Source organism: Parafrankia sp. EUN1f (assembly GCF_000177675.1).
GTDB lineage: Bacteria > Actinomycetota > Actinomycetes > Frankiales > Frankiaceae > Parafrankia.
The window spans coordinates 1-17593 of sequence record NZ_ADGX01000171.1; the positions used below are offsets into that span (position 1 = coordinate 1).

Consider the following 17593-nt stretch of genomic DNA (forward strand, 5'->3'; position numbering starts at 1 on the left):
GCTCGATCCTGGGCGGGCCCGAGGCGGCCGGCAAGGGCTTCTACCAGATGATGGACGGCGTCGAGGTCGGGCGGGTCAACGTCGCGGCGCGGGCCTGCGGGATCATGATCCGGGCGTTCGAGCTGGCGATCGCCTACGCCCAGCAGCGCCGGACGTTCGGCCATCAGATCGCCGACCACCAGGCGATCGCCTTCAAGCTCGCGGAGATGGCGACGAAGGTCGAGGCCGGCCACCTGATGATGGTCAACGCGGCCCGCAAGAAGGACAGCGGGCAGCGTAACGACGTCGAGGCGGGCATGGCGAAGTTCCTGGCCAGTGAGTACTGCCACGAGGTGACGACGGAGTCGTTCCGGATTCATGGCGGGTACGGCTACTCCAAGGAGTACGAGATCGAGCGCCTGTACCGGGAGGCGCCGTTCATGCTCATCGGTGAGGGCACCTCCGAGGTGCAGAAGCGCATCATCAGCCGCGCGCTGCTCAAGGAGTACAGGCTTCCCCGCTGAGCCGGCCGCCGGCCGCCGGTCGCGGGCCGCAGCAGGAACAGGAAGTAGTCCGGGTACCGCGGGCGGGTGGACGACGCCGGACACCCGCCCGCGCGGTACCGACCAGGCGGGCACAGCATCGCCAGGCCGGCAGCACCGCCGGGCATCAGGACCGCCAGGCACGAGGAAATCAGGGGAGTGGGGCATGCAGTTCGGCCGGTACTACGAGGAGTTCGAGGTCGGCGCGGTCTACAAGCACTGGCCGGGCAAGACGGTCACCGAGTACGACGACCACCTGTTCTGCCTGCTCACGATGAACCACCATCCGCTGCACCTCGACGTGAACTACGCCGAGAAGACCACCCAGTTCAAGCGGAACGTCGTCGTCGGCAACTACGTGTACTCGCTGCTGCTGGGCATGTCGGTCGCCGACGTCTCCGGCAAGGCGATCGCGAACCTCGAGGTCGAGTCCCTGCGGCACGTGGCGCCCGTCTTCCACGGGGACACGATCTACGGCGAGTCGACCGTCCTGGACAAGGTGGAGTCGAAGAGCAAGGACGACCGTGGCATCGTCACCGTGGAGACCCGCGGCCTCAACCAGGACGGCACCCTGGTCTGCATCTACCGCCGCAAGGTGATGGTGCCCAAGCGCTCCTACGGTGAGGCCCGCGGCGGCGAGCAGCCTGGCCGCCCCGAACCGCGTAGCTGACCCCGGTCAGTTACTGACCCGAACCGGGCGCCTGACCGGGGTTCCGGCGCAGGCGCACCGGGGACGGCAGGGGAGCGGCCGCCTGTGGCCGTTGGACAGAAGTCGACAGTGAACGCTGGATCCAGCCATGCTGGAGCAGGTCCGGGCGGTGTGTCCCACCGTGCCCGGGCCGCAAGCCCTGGGGTGCTGCCCCGGGCGGCCAGCCGCCGGTGGTGTCGTCGGCGATCCGTGTACTCGGGTACCGCCTGCGGTGCCGCGGGCCCGCGGGTCGCGCCGACGTCCCCGCCTGCGTTCGCCTCGACGAAAGGTGACATTCGTTGGATCTCCACGGCGCGCCCGTCCGCCCTGCCGCCGCGCGGCACCTCGGTTCGAGGTAGCCGATGTTCTCCGTCGATTCCGTCCTCGCCACGTTCGCGCTGGAGCCGGTGGCCACCGATCACTACCGGGCCGGCAGTGTCGGCACCGGGGGACCGGTCGTCCACGGTGGCCAGCTGCTGGCGCAGACCCTGGTCGCGGCGCAGCAGGGCCAGGAGGGCAAACGGGTCAAGACGCTCCACACGGTGTTCGCGCGGGCCGCGAAGCCGGACGTCGACCTCGACATCGCGGTGAGCCGGGTGCATAGCGGCCGTAGCCTCGCGACGAGCCTGGTGTCGATCAGCCAGGGCGGCCGGCTGTGCGTGCAGTCCCAGGTGCTCCTGTCGGCCGAGGAGCCGGACTTCATCAGCTACGCGGCGACGCACCCGGCGCCCCCGACCCTGCCTGCCGCGCCGCACCCGGCCGAGAGCGCCGGCAGCTGGCAGATTCAGATCGTCGGCGACGTCGACCTGAACGACCCCGACGCCATCGGACCCGCCGAGCTGGATGTGTGGACACGCTGGCCCGGTGCCCCGGACGACCCGGTGACCAACCAGGCGCTGCTGGCGTTCTCGACGGACAGCTTCCTCATCGCGACGGCGATGCGCCCCCACCCGGGTGTCGGCCAGGCACTCGCGCACCGGTCGATCTCGACCGGTGTGCTCAGCCACACCATCACCTTCCACGCGCCGAGCCCGGCCCGGGACTGGCTGCTGCTGTCGCACCGCAGCACGTTCGCCGGGCACGGCCGCAGCTACGGGCAGGGTGACGCCTACCGCGGCGGGCAGGGGCTGGTGGCGTCGTTCGTGCAGGACAACATGATCCGCGCCATGGCCGCCTCCGGGAGTCACCTCTAGCTAGATCTCCCCAGTACATCCAGTACCCCAGTACATCAGTACATCCAGTACCCCGGGGCGCCGAGTGCGGCCCGCAATCCCAGGGCGTTCCTCGATCGGGAGGAACGCCCTGGATGTGTTCGGGGTCCCGCGTGGCTCTTCACGGGTCACCCCGGCCAGATGTTGGGTCTTCGATGTGGCGACGGCTGGTCGGCGGCGTCCTCCGGTCTGGTTGGATCGCTCGCTACCCGCTGGTGAGTACCACACTCTCGGCTACTGATCTCGTCGCTCTCGCCAGGCGGAAGGCAGAAGTCGACACTCTCGGATGCGGTCTGAGAGGATTTGGGCAGGTAGTCGCTGCCTGCCCGCGGATACCGTGTGGCTGGCACAGGACTGTCAGATAGCAGCGACGTCGGGTAATGGACGGGTTGCGCAGTGGAAGATCGGTCTGTCGGTCGGCGGGAATCCGCCCCCGGAATTGGCCGGCAAATCGCCTGCTGCGTCAATCTTTATCCGGACAAGAGGGGCTCCCCTAACGGTGGCCCGACGGGTTCGGGTTTGTCTTGACATCGACATCGACATCAGTAGTATGAGGCACCTCACAGCCCCGGGCTCTGTACGGGAGACCTGTGAGGTTCGTGGCCCCCACCAGAGGAGCGAACGTGACGGATCATGAAGCGGTAATCGTTTCGACCGCGAGAACGGCGATCGGCACGGCGGTCAAGGGTTCCCTCGTGGACGTCGACGCGTTCGAGCTCGGCACGCAGGCCGTCGCGGAGGCGGTTCGGCGCTCGGGTGTCGACCCGGCCGACATCGACGATGTCGTGCTGGGGGAGTCGCTGTACGGCGGCGGTGACATCGCGCGCTACGCCGCCATCGAGGCGGGCCTGTTCGGCGCTCCGGGTGTCGCGCACAACCGGCACTGCGCCTCCGGGCTCGTCGCCGTGCAGACGGCGGCGGCCTCGATCCGCTCCGGCATGGACCGGGTCGTCGTGGCGGGCGGAACGAACTCCTCGTCCACCGCACCGCGCGCGAAGCGGCGCCGGCCGGGAACCGACGAGGTGGAGGACTGGTACTCGCCCACCCACCGCAACTCCGCCGAGGCGCCCAACTACGACATGTCGATCACGGTCGGCTGGAACGCCGCGGTGAAGGCCGGGGTGTCCCGCGAGGAGATGGACGCCTGGGCCCTGCGGTCGCACCAGCGGGCGGTGGCGGGTATCGACGCCGGCTCCTTCAAGGAGGAGATCTTCCCGATCGAGGTGCCCCGGCGGGACGGGACGAGCTTCACCTTCGAGGTCGACGAGCACCCGCGTCGGACGACCAGCATGGAAAGGCTCGCCGGGCTCAAGGTGCTGCACCCCGAGATCGAGGGTTTCAGCATCACCGCCGGTAACGCCGCGGGCGCGAACGACGGTGCGGCCGCCATGGTGATCACGGACAGCTCCTACGCCGCGGCGAACGGGCTGGAGGCCCTGGGTGTCGTGCGCGCGTGGGCCTCGGTCGGTGTTCCGCCGGTGGACACCGGCATCGCGCCGACCCTGGCGATCCCGAAGGCCCTGCGGCGCGCGGGGCTCTCGGTGTCCGACATCGACCTCTGGGAGATCAACGAGGCGTTCGCCTCGGTGGCGGTCGCCGCGTCGCGGCTGCTGGAGATCGATGACAGCCGGGTCAACATCCTGGGCAGCGGCTGCAGCCTGGGGCACCCGATCGCGATGACGGGCGCGCGTCAGGTGATCACGCTGATCCACGAGCTGCGACGCCGCGGTGGTGGTCTCGCGGTGTCTGCGATGTGCGCTGGCGGCGGTATGGCCAGCGCGCTCGTGCTGGAGGTTCCGGCCCCCTAACACCGAGTGAGTGGGCGGGCTCGCCCGGTTGGCCACCGGGCGAGCCCGCGCCGGCTCGGCGCCAGAACGGAACACGACAGCAAGAACACTGAGCCTTCTCCACCCGTCGACACGGGCTCACGACCCCCCTGACCGTGGGCCGTGAGGTGGAAGAGGCTCACTGCCCCACGGGCACGTCGTGGCGGCAGTATTTCCCGTACCTCGAATTCAAGGGAATGACGATACGGTGAAGCGGCAGCGTTTCCGTTCTCGGCGGTCAACACGTCCACCGGCCACCACACGTCCACCGGCCAGGTGCGCACGCAGCACCCCGGCTCACTCCGATACTAGCTCCGGTAGCTGAGCGGTCGGGCGGAAGTTGTCATGAACGATACATCCGTTGCGCACGACTTCTTTCAGGCGCTGCTGCAGGGCCTGCCGCCAGGAGTCGTCTATTCCCTGGTCGCGTTGGGCTTCGTCCTGACGTACAAGACCTCCGGTGTCTTCAACCTCGCGTTCGGCGCCCAGGCCTACGTCTCCGCCGCCATGTACTTCAAGGCGCGGATCACGTGGGAGTGGCCGACCGTCCCGGCGGTCATCCTGGCCGTTTTCGTGCTGCCGCCGCTGATCGGCCTCGTCCTCGAGCGGCTGATCTTCCGGCCGCTGCGGACGGCGCCCGCGGTGGCCCGGCTCGTCGTCGCCGCGGGTCTCGCCGTCGCCATCCCGTACCTGTTCGACATCCTCGCGAAGTTCACGGCGGTCGCCGGGGAGACGCCGGTCGGTGTCGCACCCGACGGGGCGAACGTCTTCTACGACCCGTTCGGCGTGTACGCGTTCAGCCGCGACGAGCTGGTCAGCATGGGCGTCGTGCTCGTGGCCGTCGTCGGACTGGTCGCGCTGTTCCGGTTCAGCGCGATCGGCGTCCGGATGCGGGCCGTGGTCGAAAGCCCGAAGATGACCGAGCTCAACGGCATCGCGGCGGACCGCATCTCCGCGCTTTCCTGGGTGCTGTCGTCGTTTTTCGCGGGAATCGCCGGTGTGCTCATCGCGCCGCGGTTCAACACGCTCGCCGCCGCCGACTTCTTCAGCGTCATGGTGGTCGCGATCGCCGCGGCGGCCATCGGCCGGCTCACGAGCCTGCCCGGGGCGCTGGGCGGCGGCATTCTGCTCGGCGTCGTCATCGCCCAGCTCAACACCTTCCTGCCGCGCTGGTCCGACGACCACGCCTGGGTCAAGACGGTGCAGGAGAACCTGACTCCGTCCGTGCCCTTCGTGGTGCTCTTCGCGGTCGTGGTCCTGGTTCCCAGCATCCGGCGGTCCCGCGACTCGGGTGACCCGCTGGCCGGGGTCGAGCCGCCGCCGCCCTCGCTCGGTGGTGAGGTGCGTGACCCGCGCCTGGCGATGATCATCAGGCTGGTCGGTCTCGCCGTCCTCGCGGTCACCGCCACCGTGGTCCTCACCAGGGGCGACTCGCTGTGGGTCTTCCTGGTGACGAAGGCCGTGGTGATGGGCATCATCTTCCTGTCGATCACGGTGGTCACCGGAATGTCCGGGCAGATCTCGCTGTGCCAGGGCACGTTCGCCGCCATCGGTGCCTTCACCGTGTACCAGATGGTGGTGCGCTACGACCTGTCGGTGCTGGTCGCGGCCCTGATCGGAGCCGCGGTCGCGGCCGTGGTCGGTGCCCTGCTCTCGCTGCCGATCCGCCGCCTCGGCGGCATCTGGACGGCGATCGCGACGCTCGCGTTCGCCTACTTCTTCGACGCCGTGCTGGTGAAGCTCTCCTGGGTCGGTGGCGGCGACGAGGCGGTACTGCAGGGAACCGCGGTCCCCCGTCCGGTCATCGGACCCTGGGACCTCGGCGACGACAAGTACTACCTGGTGTTCGCCTCCATCGTCCTGGTCGTGGTGGCCGCCGTCGTCCTGCAACTGCGCAAGGGGACGTTCGGCCGCACCCTCGTGGCGATGCGCGGCAGCGAGGTGGGCGCCGAGTCGATCGGCATCTCCTCCGCCCGGGTCCGCCTGATCGCCTTCGCGGTCTCCGCCTTCATCGCGGGGCTCGGCGGCGCGCTGCTCGCGATGGCACAGAAGGACGTCAGCTACGGCACGAACTTCGGGCCGTTCGCGGCGCTGTTCTGGGTGGTCATGGTGGTCACCCTGGGCTCGCGGACGATCCGGGGCGCGCTCAACGCGGCCGCGGCGTTCGCGCTGTTCGAGCCGCTCATCCTCTCGGGCACCTTCATCGCCTGGATCGCGCGCAGCGAGGACGCCGTGCCGGACTTCTTCCCGATCACGGGTAACTGGGTGTTCGTGCTGTTCGGCCTCGCCGCGCTGCAGTTCGCGCGGCATCCCGAGGGCCTCGTCGAACGGCAGATGAAGCTGCCCGCGTTCCTGACGAACCTGCTGCCGACGCCCACCCCGGCGCTCGCGGGGGCCGGCGGCGTCGGTGCCGTGGGGCCGGCGGGCCCGCCGGCCGAGCCGGACGCGGCGGTGCCCGACGCTGCCACACCCGCCAAGCCCAGCGCGGAGGCCGCGGCGGAGACCCCGGCCGCCGAGGCGCCTGCCGCGGCGAAGTCCGAGGAAACCACGGCCACCGCCGAGGCGCCGGCCGCGCAGGCGGCACCAGAGGAGCCCGTGGCGCCGGCACCCGCGCCCGCCACACCGAAGTCCGCCGAACCGGCGGCGTCCGCTGCGGAGAACACCACGCAGCCACCCGCGACCCCGCCGGCGGCGTCGGCTGCCGAGGGCGCCGGCGCCGCCACCACATCGCCCGAGGCCGGCGTCTCGGTGAGGTCGGGTTCCAACGGAGAGTCGGAGCGGCCGGCCGCCTCCTCGCCGGCGCGAACTGAGGATGTGGTCTCGTGACCGAGGTACTGCGGGCCACCGGCGTCACCAAGCGCTTCGCCGGGATCGTCGCCCTCAACGACGTGACGATGCAGATCGACGAGGGCGAGCGGGTCGGGCTGATCGGGCCGAACGGGGCCGGGAAGACGACGTTCTTCAACTGCCTGCTCGGCGTGCTGCCGATGGACGGTGGCAGCGTCGCCATCGCGGGCAAGGACGTCACCGGCGTCGCCGCCTACCGCCGGGTGCGGGCGGGAATCGGCCGCACCTTCCAGCGGATCGAGCTGTTCCCGGACTGCACCGTCCGTGATCATCTGCTCGTCGCCGAGCGGGTCCGGCGCGGCACCGGCCGGCTGTGGAAGGACATGATCGGCCTGGGTCGGCCGACCTCCTCCGAGCTGGCCCAGTGTGACCAGGTCCTGGGGCTGCTGGGGCTGCTCGACCTCGCCGACGAGCCCATCGAACGGCTCAGCCTCGGCCAGGGGCGCCTGGTGGAGGTCGGCCGGGCGCTGATGACCGAGCCGAAGCTGCTGCTGCTCGACGAGCCCTCCTCGGGCCTGGACCGGTCGGAGACCTCCGCGCTGGCGAAGACCCTCCAGGAGGTCCAGCGCGAGCAGGGCTTCGCGATCCTTCTGGTCGAGCACGACGTCGAGCTGGTCACCAGCTTCACGGAGCGGTCCTATGTGCTCGACTTCGGACGTCTGATCGCGGAGGGCCCGACCCGTGAGGTCATGGCCAGCAAGGAGGTCCGGGACGCCTATCTCGGGAACTTCGAGGTGAAGAGTTGAGCGACGCACAGGCGGTCGAGGAGGGCGCAGGCACGATGACCGAGCCGACCTCGGGGGAAGCGGTGGCATCCGAGCCGACGGCGCCAGCGGTGCCGGCAGCGGCAGGATCGAAGGCGCAGGCAGCGGAAGCCGCGCCGGCGGCACCGACGGTGGTGACGGCGACGGCGCCGCAGGCCCCGGTACTTGAGCTGCGCGATGTGGTGGCCGGCTACGGGCCGTTCCGGGCCCTGTTCGGTGTCTCGTTCGAGGTGGCGCCCGGCGAGGCGCTCGCCCTCGTGGGTTCCAACGGTGTCGGGAAGACCACGGTCGCCCGGGTCGCCTCCGGCCTGGTGACACCGACGCAGGGCACCGTCCATGTGGACGGCACCGACATGACGGGCGCCAAGCCCTACCGGTACGCGCGTGCCGGCGTCGCCCACGCCACCGAGGGGCGGTCGGTGTTCGCGACGCTGACCGTCGAGGAGAACCTCGCGCTCTCCTTCGGTCGGGTGCGTGGCAAGCGCGGGGTCCGCGAGGCGCTCGAGCAGGCCTACGAGCTCTTCCCGGTGTTGGGGGAGCGACGCAGGCAGCTTGCGGGCAGCATGTCCGGTGGGCAGCAGCGCATGCTGTCGATGGCCCGGGTCATGGTCGAGGTTCCCAAGATCCTCGTCGCGGACGAGCTGTCGCTGGGCCTGGCGCCGATCATCGTCGCGGAGCTCTACGAGGCCCTGCGCAAGCTGCGGGAGCAGGGCACCGCCCTGCTGATCGTGGAGCAGCAGGTGGCGCACGCGCTCGACCTGTGTGACCGGGTCGTGCTGCTCGGTCACGGTTCGGTCGAATGGACCGGTGCCAGCGCCGACGCGGGTGACGTCGTCACGCAGGCCTTCGAGCCGGCGCACTGACAGCACCGCCGGGACACTGACCCGGCTCGCGCACCGGTGACGCGAAGGCGCCTCCGGACCCCGGATGGGGACCGGAGGCGCCTTCGTTGATCGGGGGGCCATGCAGGCCCGGCGCGGGCCGCGACCGCGCTGCGGCAGGGCTGCCCGTGGATCCGGGCGGGCCCGGCGGCGCGTTTCGGGCTAGCCCTGATGGGGACCGGGGCGCAGGAACGGGCGTGGACCATCGAGGTCGTCATCGTCCTGCCCCTCCTGGGGCCGGGGCCGGTCACGCAGCTGCAGCGCGTTGCCGAACAGGCGGGCCAGCTGCTCGGCCGCAAGCTCCAGGTCGCTTTCGACGAGGCCCTGCACCAGCCACATCTCGGCGAAGCGGGAGACCATCGCGCCGAGCGAGTGCGCGGCGATGGCGGGATCGATGTCCGGCGCGGCCAGCCCGAGCGCCTGCAGCTGGCGGATGGAGCCGACGACCCGGTCGCGGTCGCGCTGCTGGTGATGGAAGCGCTCACTGTTGAGCTCGGCGTCGTAACGGGACACCTGTTCGATCACACCGATGATGCGGGCTTCCGCCCGATAGCTCTCCAGATACCGGCGGATCCCGGCCCGAATGCGTTCCCGGGGCGGCGCGGTCGAGGCGGGGATGAAGATTGCCGTGCTGAGCGGAGCGTTCAGGAGGTCGGTCATCTCCTTGGCGATCTCGCGGAAGATCTGCTCCTTGGAATCGAAGTAGTGGTAGAAGGAGCCGTGTGACAGGCCGGCCTGCTCGGCGATGTCGGAGATTCTCGCCTCCAGGAACCCGTCCTTCTCGAAGACGGTCTTCGCCGCATCGAGGAGGCGTGCCCGCGTCGCCGCTCCTTTGCGCGAACGTGGCCCGTTCGGCTTCTCGCGGTCGGTCGGCGCGGCCGTCGACAATTTCTTCTCCTTAGCGTGCGGGACCGGCCACATTGAGTACTGCGGGCGGGGCCCGCGTGCAGGTCGGCGGTGTCGGGTTTTCGGCTGGGCTGGGTTATCGGCAGAGCTTGGTTATATCGATGGGGTGGGGTTAGGGTAAGTACGGTCGACTATACTATCGACGCCCTGGATTTTTGGGTCCCTTCCCTGGATCTGGTAGCTGCGTGTCGAAGACCTGCCCGCTAAAGGTGCCTCTTGTCGTCTCGCGGCCTGGCGCGGGGCGGCTTCGGTCGTTTGCGGCGGCGGTGGGCGCGGCCACGGGTTACCGCTGGTCCGCGGCCGGTCACGTGCCGGGTGTCCCTGGCGGGTCGCGGTGGGTCGGCGGGTGCGGCGGGCGGCGGTGTCGTCATCCGGCGGGCAGGGCGATCACTGCACCATCCGTCGCAATCCGGTTACCAGGGCACATCGGTTGGTGGGAGCGGCGTGGAGTTGGGTGCGGCGCGTTGCGGGCCGGGTGGGATTGCCCGACACGTGGACCGCTTCGTGTTGTAGCGTCCTTCGTGATAAGGCACCTCTTTTATGCGGAGAATCCCGTTTACAAGGGAGTGGAGCGATGCGGACAGTAGTTGTTGGGGCGTCCAGTGGGCTGGGCCGATGCATCGGAGTCGGGCTGGCGCGGGAGGGAGCCCCGACCGCGTTACTTGCCCGGCGGCGCGACCGGCTCGCCGAGGCGGCGAAGGAGGCGGGTCCGGGCGCGCTCGCGATCGAGTGCGACGTGACCAGCGCGGACTCCTGTAAGCGGGCGATCGAGGAGGCCGCGAATGGCCTCGGCGGTATCGACGCCCTGGTCTACTCGCCGGGTGTCGGGCCACTCATCCGCCTGGCCGATATCGACGCCGAAACCTGGCACAGCACTTTTGCCACGAACGTGATCGGTGCATCGCTGATCACCGCGGCGGCGATTCCGTATCTCACCGAGAGCGGTGGCACGGCCGCCTACCTTTCGACGGTCAGTGCGTCGGTCACCGACCCGTGGCCGGGCCTGGGTGCCTATGCCGTCAGCAAGGCCGCGCTGGACAAGCTGGTCGAGGCGTGGCAGGTCGAGCATCCGAAGGTCGGTTTCACCCGCGTCGTCGTCGGCAACTGTGTCGGCGGTGAGGGTGATTCCATGACCGAGTTCTCCTCGGGCTGGGACCTCGGCCTGGTTACCGAGGTGCATCCGATCTGGGCGAGCCGCGGCTACATCACCGAGAACTTCCTGCCGGTCGACGAGCTTGTCCGGGTGGTCCACAACGTCCTGCGTAACGGGGCGAGCACGAGCGTTCCCACCGTCGTGGTGGGGCCTCGCCTCTGAGGCTGCCGCCGCCGAGCCCGCCGCCGACGCGCCGTCACGGACACGTCGCCACTGACGGCTTGCCACTACTCACTGTTCGTCACTGACGCATCGTTCCGCGCTGTCAGTCCATACCGCCGTCCCGCGCTGCCCCGGCCTCGACCGTCGTCGTCCGGTGCTGTGGCGCGGGACGTTCGGCTGCCCGGAACCGGGCCGGGTCCGGCCTGCTCCCGGACGACGTCCGCGGGGCCTGGCGAGAGGTTCGTCGGGGGGGCTGGTGGGACTCGTGGGGCAGCTGCGGGGCTTCGCCTCGACACGGCGGGCCCGGACCCGCTAGCCTGCGTCGCATGTTAGTCAACGCTAACATCGACCGCCCGGCCTCCTGGGAGCGGACAGCGCCCGGCGAGCCCTTGCGGAGTCTGGTCGATGTCAAGGACGATCCCGCGCGCCGCAACGCCGCCGCGTTCGCGCAGCTCGTGGACGAACTGCGCGCCACACTGGCCCGGACCGCGCTCGGCGGGCCCGAGACCGCGCGGCGCAGGCACGTCGAACGCGGCAAGCTGCTGCCCCGCGACCGGCTGGACACCCTGCTGGACCGCGGCAGCCCGTTCCTGGAGCTCTCCCCGCTCGCGGCCGCCGGCCTGTACGACGACGAGGCCCCGGGCGCCGGGATGATCACCGGCGTCGGCCGGGTGTCCGGGCGCGAGTGCGTCATCGTCGTCAACGACGCCACCGTCAAGGGCGGCACCTACTACCCGATCACGGTGAAGAAGCACCTGCGCGCCCAGGAGGTGGCGCTGCACAACCGCCTGCCCTGCGTCTACCTGGTGGACTCCGGCGGCGCGTTCCTGCCGCGGCAGGACGAGGTCTTCCCGGACCGGGAGCACTTCGGCCGGATCTTCTTCAACCAGGCGACGATGTCGGCCCGCGGCATCGCCCAGATCGCGGCCGTGCTCGGCTCGTGCACCGCGGGCGGAGCCTACGTCCCGGCGATGAGCGACGAAGCGGTGATCGTCCGCAACCAGGGCACGATCTTCCTGGGCGGCCCGCCGCTGGTGAAGGCGGCCACCGGCGAGGTCGTCAGCGCCGAGGACCTCGGCGGCGGCCTGCTGCACTCGCGGCGCTCCGGCGTCACCGACCACCTCGCCGCGGACGACACCGACGCGCTGACGATCGTGCGGCGCATCGTCGGCCAGCTCGCGCCGCGCGCGCCCCGGCCATGGGACGTCGTGCCGACCGAGGAGCCGCTCTACCCGACGTCCGAGCTGTACTCGGTGGTGCCGGCGGATCCGCGCACGCCGTACGACGTCCGCGAGGTGATCGCCCGGCTGGTGGACGGCAGCAGGTTCGCCGAGTTCAAGAAGGAGTACGGCTCGACCCTGGTCACCGGGGTCGCCCGCCTGCACGGGCACCCGGTCGGCATCATCGCCAACAACGGGGTGCTGTTCGGCGAGTCGGCGCTCAAGGGCGCCCACTTCATCGAGCTGTGCGACCGGCGCCAGATTCCGCTGCTGTTCCTGCAGAACATCACCGGGTTCATGGTCGGCCGCGACTACGAGGCCGGCGGTATCGCCAAGCACGGCGCGAAGATGGTGACCGCCGTCGCCTGCGCCCGGGTGCCGAAGTTCACCGTCGTGATCGGCGGGTCGTTCGGCGCCGGCAACTACTCGATGTGCGGCCGGGCGTACTCGCCGCGGTTCATGTGGACGTGGCCCAACGCCCGGATCTCGGTGATGGGCGGTGACCAGGCCGCGGCGGTGCTCTCCACCGTCCGCCGGGACGGCATCGAGGCCCGGGGCGGCAGCTGGACCGCCGACGAGCAGGCGGCGTTCGAGGCGCCGATCCGCGAGCAGTACGAACAGCAGGGCAACCCCTACTACGCCACCGCCAGGCTCTGGGACGACGGCGTGATCGACCCGGCGGACACCCGCACGGTGCTGGGTCTGGCGCTGTCGGCCGCGGCGAACGCGCCGCTGGACCCCGTCGGCTACGGCATCTTCCGGATGTGAGGACGATGTTCCACACGGTGCTTGTCGCCAACCGCGGTGAGATCGCCGTCCGGGTGTTCCGGACCCTGCGCGAGCTCGGTATCCGGTCGGTGGCGGTGTACTCCGACGCCGACGCGAACGCCCGCCACGTCGCCGAGGCGGACGTGGCGGTGCGCCTGGGCCCGGCCCGGGCGCTCGACTCCTACCTGAACATCGAGAAGGTGCTCGCCGCCGCGGCCGCCACCGGCGCGCAGGCGATCCACCCCGGCTACGGCTTCCTCGCCGAGAACCCGGCCTTCGCGCAGGCCTGCGCTGCCGCCGGTGTGGTCTTCGTGGGTCCGTCTCCCGAGGTCGTCGACCTGATGGGGAACAAGATCGCCGCCAAGCGCACCGTCGCCGCTGCGGGTGTCCCCGTCGTCCCCGGCCGGATCGAGCCGGGCATGACGGACGACGATCTGGTCTCGGCGTCGGCCGAGATCGGCTACCCGGTGCTGGTGAAACCGGCCGCGGGCGGCGGCGGCAAGGGCATGCGCCTGGTCCGCGACCGGGCGGACCTGCCCGAGGCGCTGCGCTCCGCCCGGCGCGAGGCCGCGGCCTCCTTCGGCGACGACACGCTGTTCGTCGAACGGTTCGTCGACATCCCCCGGCACATCGAGGTGCAGATCCTCGCCGACACCCACGGCAACGTCATCCACCTCGGTGAGCGCGAGTGCAGCCTGCAGCGCCGCCATCAGAAGATCGTCGAGGAGGCGCCGTCGGTGCTGCTCGACGCCGCCACCCGGGCCCGCATCGGGGGAGCGGCCGTGGACGTCGCCGCCGCCGTCGGGTACGTCGGTGCCGGCACGGTGGAGTTCGTCGTGGGCACCGAGCGGCCCGACGAGTTCTTCTTCATGGAGATGAACACCCGGCTGCAGGTCGAGCACCCGGTCACCGAGCTGGTGACGGGCGTCGACCTGGTCGCCGAGCAGCTGCGGGTCGCCGCCGGGGAGCGGCTGACCCTCACCCAGGACGAGGTCCGGCTGGGCGGCCACGCGGTCGAGGCCCGGGTCTACGCCGAGGACCCCGCCCGCGGCTTCCTGCCGACCGGCGGCGACGTCCTGGTGCTGCGGGAACCGGCCGGCGCCGGAGTGCGGGTCGACTCCGGCCTGATGGCGGGCTCGCCCGTCGCCGCGACCTACGACCCGATGCTGGCCAAGGTCATCGCCTGGGCCCCGGACCGCGCCGGCGCGCTCGCCCGGCTCGACGCGGCGCTCGCCGACACGACGCTGCTGGGAGTGACCAGCAACATCGGCTTCCTGCGGCGGCTGATCGGACATCCCGACACCCTCGCCGGCCGGCTCGACACCGGCCTGGTCGAGCGCCACCTCGAGGCGCTGACCGCCCCCGAACCGGAGCGCGGCCCCGGGGCGGTGGGGGGCGCGGTCGTCGGCGCTCCGACGGCGGAGGAGGCGCTGGCGGTGTTCGCACTGGTCAGCGCGCACACTCTGATCCCCACCGGGGCGGTCGTCGACCCGTGGGACGTCCCGTCCGGCTGGCGGGTGGGCGAGCCGGTGTGGGCCCGCTGGTCGGTGGCAGGGGCGGGGGCGGGCGGTGCCGGGGGGCCGGTGCGCGAGGTCGGTGTGCTGCGCACCGCCGACGGCGGCCTGCGGGTGCGCGTCGACGAGGCCGAGCCCCGCACCGCCGAGCTCACCTGGCTTCCGGCCGCGCGGCCGGCCCCGGCCGGCCCGGTCACCCAGGTGGCGCAGGCCGCCACCCTGGCGGTGCGGTCTGGGCAGGCCCTGGTCACCCTGGACGGGTTGACCAGGCGCTGGCAGGTCGTCGTGACCGCCGGCACCCTCTGGGCGGGTGCCGACGGCTTCGCCTGGTCATTGGCCGAGCGCCACGCCGAGCGGGGTGGCGACAGCGCCGCGGGCGAGCAGGGCGGCGAGGCCCGCAGCCCGATGCCGGGCATCGTCGTCGACGTGCGGGCGCGGGCCGGGGACACCGTCGAACCCGGTGCCCCGCTGGTGGTCGTCGAGGCGATGAAGATGGAACACACGGTGGTCGCACCGCTCGCCGGCCTGGTCAAGGACGTGCTGGTGCGGGTCGGCGACTCGGTCGCGCTCGACGCGCTGCTCGCCGTCGTCGAGCCCGCCGTCGTCGAGCCGGGCGCCGTCGACCCGGCGAGCGAGCCGCCGGCCACCGGGCCGCAGGTCACGGACGAGGCACCGCGGCCGCGCGCCGACCAGCCCTAGCCGGGACTCTTCACACCGCCAGCCAGAACTTTCCACAACGCAGCAGACAGGGACGGGCCATGGTCGAGGGTCGACTGAGCGAGGAACACGAAAGCCTGCGCAAGACGGTGGAGGAGTTCGCCCGTGAGGTGGTGGCCCCGGCCGCCGCCGCCCATGACGAGGCGAAGACCTTCCCGTACGAGATCATCGCGCAGATGGGGGAGATGGGGCTGTTCGGGCTGCCTTTCCCCGAGTCCTACGGCGGCCAGGGGGCCGACTACTTCGCGCTGTGCCTGGCGATCGAGGAGCTGGCCCGGGCCGACTCCTCGGTGGCGATCACCCTCGAGGCCGGGGTGGGCCTGGGCGCGATGCCGATCTACCGGTTCGGCACCGAGGCGCAGCGGGAGGAATGGCTGCCGGTGCTGGCCAGCGGCCGGGCGCTGGGTGCGTTCGGGCTGACCGAGCCGGGTGCCGGCAGTGACGCGGGTGGCACCCGCACCACGGCCCGGCTCGAGGGCGGGGAATGGGTGATCAACGGCTCGAAGGCCTTCATCACCAACTCCGGGACGGACATCACCCGGGTCGTGACGGTGACCGCGGTGACCGGTGAGCCGGTGAACGGCCGCCCGCAGATCTCCTCGATCATCGTCCCGGTCCCGACCCCGGGCTTCAGCGCCGGTGCGCCCTATTCGAAGGTCGGCTGGCATGCGTCCGACACGCGGCCGCTGTCGTTCCAGGACGTGCGGGTGCCGGAGGCGAACCTGCTCGGCGAGCCCGGGCGCGGCTACGCGAACTTCCTGTCCATTCTGGACGAGGGGCGCATCGCCATCTCGGCGCTTTCGGTGGGGCTCGCGCAGGCCTGCGTCGACGAAAGCGTGAAATACGCAAAGGAACGTGAGGCGTTCGGCGCCCCGATCGCGCGCAACCAGGCCATCGCCTTCAAGCTCGCCGAGATGGAGACCCGGACGTTCGTCGCCCGGACGGCCTACTACGAGGCCGCCTGGCGAATGCTCGCCGGGCTGCCCTTCAAGAAGGAGGCGGCGATGGCGAAGCTGTTCTCCTCCGAGGCCGCGGTGACCAACGCCCGTGAGGCGACCCAGATCCACGGCGGTTACGGGTTCATGAACGAGTATCCGGTGGCCCGGCACTGGCGGGACTCGAAGATCCTCGAGATCGGTGAGGGCACCAGCGAGGTGCAGAAGATGCTGATCGCGCGCCATCTCGGCGTCTGACGGACGGGAGCGACCACCTCACATGAAGCACATTGTTGACGCTGTCCAGTCAGCTGTTCCGCACACGGAGGATCGCCGCGCCCTGTTCGCGTCCCTACCAGTCCCGGAGTCGTATCGGGGTGTGGTGGTGCGTAAGGACGAGGTGGGATTGTTCGAGGGGCGGGTGTCGCGGGACAAGGATCCGCGGGAGTCGTTGCATGTGGATGAGGTGGCGACGCCGGAGTTGGGGCCGGGTGAGGCGTTGGTGGCGGTGATGGCGTCGTCGGTGAACTACAACACGGTGTGGACGTCGATTTTCGAGCCGTTGTCGACGTTCGGTTTCCTGGAGCGCTATGGGCGGACGTCGCCGTTGGCGAAGCGGCATGATCTGCCGTATCACGTGGTGGGGTCGGATCTGGCGGGTGTGGTGTTGCGGACCGGCCCGGGGGTGCACGCCTGGCACCCCGGCGACGAGGTGGTGGCGCACTGCTTGTCGGTGGAGTTGGAGCGGCCCGAGGGTCACAACGACACGATGCTGGATCCGGAGCAGCGGATCTGGGGGTTCGAGACGAACTTCGGTGGTCTCGCCGAGCTGGCGCTGGTGAAGGCGAACCAGCTGATGCCGAAGCCGAACCACCTCAGCTGGGAGGAGGCGGCCTCGCCCGGTCTGGTGAACTCGACGGCGTACCGGCAGTTGGTGTCGCGTAACGGTGCTGGGATGAAACAGGGCGATGTCGTCCTGATCTGGGGTGCTTCGGGTGGGCTGGGGTCGTATGCGACGCAGATGGCCCTGCGGGGTGGTGCGATTCCGGTGTGTGTGGTGTCGTCGCCGGCGAAGGCGGAGATCTGCCGGTCGATGGGTGCGGAGCTGGTGATCGACCGGGCGGCGGAGGGGTATCGGTTCTGGTCGGATGAGAACACGCAGGATCCGCGGGAGTGGAAGCGGTTGGGGGCGCGGATCCGGGAGCTGACGGGTGGGGAGGATCCGGACATCGTGTTCGAGCATCCCGGTCGGGAGACGTTCGGGGCGTCGGTGTTCGTGACGCGTAAGGGCGGGACGATCGTGACGTGCGCGTCGACGAGTGGGTTCATGCACGAGTACGACAACCGGTATCTGTGGATGAGTCTGAAGAGCATCGTGGGGTCGCATTTCGCGAACTATCGGGAGGCGTGGGAGGCGAACCGGTTGGTGGCGCGGGGGTTGATCCATCCGACGTTGTCGAAGGTGTATCCGTTGGAGGAG

General features: G+C 70.5%; 13 protein-coding genes. 12 read left to right on the forward strand and 1 reads right to left on the reverse strand.

The genetic code is table 11. The features are described 5' to 3' along the window. From FREUN1FDRAFT_RS32480 to FREUN1FDRAFT_RS32510, 7 genes are all read left to right on the forward strand, one after another. Nucleotides 1–503 (forward strand): acyl-CoA dehydrogenase family protein (locus tag FREUN1FDRAFT_RS32480; RefSeq protein ID WP_006544583.1); only part of this gene is annotated, 503 nt, incomplete at its 5' end. A gap of 184 nt (nt 504–687) precedes the next feature. Then, nucleotides 688–1191 carry a MaoC family dehydratase gene (locus FREUN1FDRAFT_RS32485; RefSeq protein WP_006544585.1) on the forward strand — a complete coding sequence of 168 codons (504 nt, stop codon included), beginning with the start codon at nt 688–690 and terminating at the stop codon, nt 1189–1191. 380 nt (nt 1192–1571) lie between these two features. Further along, nucleotides 1572–2402, forward strand: coding sequence for an acyl-CoA thioesterase II (locus FREUN1FDRAFT_RS32490; RefSeq protein ID WP_006544586.1), 831 nt, complete (start codon nt 1572–1574; stop codon nt 2400–2402). A 641-nt stretch (nt 2403–3043) separates the two neighbouring features. Next, nucleotides 3044–4228: a thiolase family protein gene (locus tag FREUN1FDRAFT_RS32495; protein WP_006544587.1), complete on the forward strand. Its 1185-nt coding sequence runs from the start codon at nt 3044–3046 to the stop codon at nt 4226–4228. A gap of 363 nt (nt 4229–4591) precedes the next feature. After that, nucleotides 4592–7072 carry an ABC transporter permease gene (locus FREUN1FDRAFT_RS32500; protein WP_006544588.1) on the forward strand — a complete coding sequence of 827 codons (2481 nt, stop codon included), beginning with the start codon at nt 4592–4594 and terminating at the stop codon, nt 7070–7072. After that, the gene (locus FREUN1FDRAFT_RS32505) at nt 7069–7839 is read left to right on the forward strand and encodes an ABC transporter ATP-binding protein (protein ID WP_006544589.1); all 771 of its coding nucleotides are present in this window, start codon (nt 7069–7071) and stop codon (nt 7837–7839) included. The genes FREUN1FDRAFT_RS32500 and FREUN1FDRAFT_RS32505 overlap by 4 nt, the downstream gene beginning before the upstream one ends. After that, nucleotides 7836–8720, forward strand: a complete 885-nt coding sequence (locus tag FREUN1FDRAFT_RS32510) for an ABC transporter ATP-binding protein (RefSeq protein ID WP_006544590.1) — start codon at nt 7836–7838, stop codon at nt 8718–8720. Before FREUN1FDRAFT_RS32505 ends, FREUN1FDRAFT_RS32510 begins: the two co-directional genes overlap by 4 nt. A 180-nt stretch (nt 8721–8900) precedes the next feature. Here the strand turns inward: FREUN1FDRAFT_RS32510 and FREUN1FDRAFT_RS32515 are convergent, their stop codons facing one another. Then, on the reverse strand, nt 8901–9626 hold the full coding sequence (locus tag FREUN1FDRAFT_RS32515; protein WP_006544591.1) for a TetR/AcrR family transcriptional regulator: 726 nt from the start codon (nt 9624–9626) through the stop codon (nt 8901–8903). A 592-nt stretch (nt 9627–10218) separates the two neighbouring features. On the opposite strand from FREUN1FDRAFT_RS32515, the gene FREUN1FDRAFT_RS32520 reads away from it, so the two are divergent. The 5 genes from FREUN1FDRAFT_RS32520 to ccrA all read left to right on the forward strand — a co-directional run. Continuing rightward, nucleotides 10219–10959, forward strand: coding sequence for an SDR family oxidoreductase (locus tag FREUN1FDRAFT_RS32520; protein ID WP_006544592.1), 741 nt, complete (start codon nt 10219–10221; stop codon nt 10957–10959). A 326-nt stretch (nt 10960–11285) separates the two neighbouring features. Continuing rightward, nucleotides 11286–12947, forward strand: a complete 1662-nt coding sequence (locus FREUN1FDRAFT_RS32525) for a carboxyl transferase domain-containing protein (protein WP_006544593.1) — start codon at nt 11286–11288, stop codon at nt 12945–12947. Nucleotides 12948–12952: 5 nt separating this feature from the next. Further along, nucleotides 12953–15160, forward strand: coding sequence for a biotin carboxylase N-terminal domain-containing protein (locus tag FREUN1FDRAFT_RS32530; protein ID WP_006544594.1), 2208 nt, complete (start codon nt 12953–12955; stop codon nt 15158–15160). A gap of 59 nt (nt 15161–15219) precedes the next feature. Continuing rightward, a complete protein-coding gene (locus FREUN1FDRAFT_RS32535) occupies nt 15220–16371 on the forward strand; it encodes an acyl-CoA dehydrogenase family protein (RefSeq protein ID WP_006544595.1) in 1152 nt (383 codons plus the stop codon). A gap of 22 nt (nt 16372–16393) precedes the next feature. Further along, on the forward strand, nt 16394–17593 hold a 1200-nt coding region (gene ccrA / locus FREUN1FDRAFT_RS32540), incomplete at its 3' end, for a crotonyl-CoA carboxylase/reductase (RefSeq protein ID WP_006544596.1).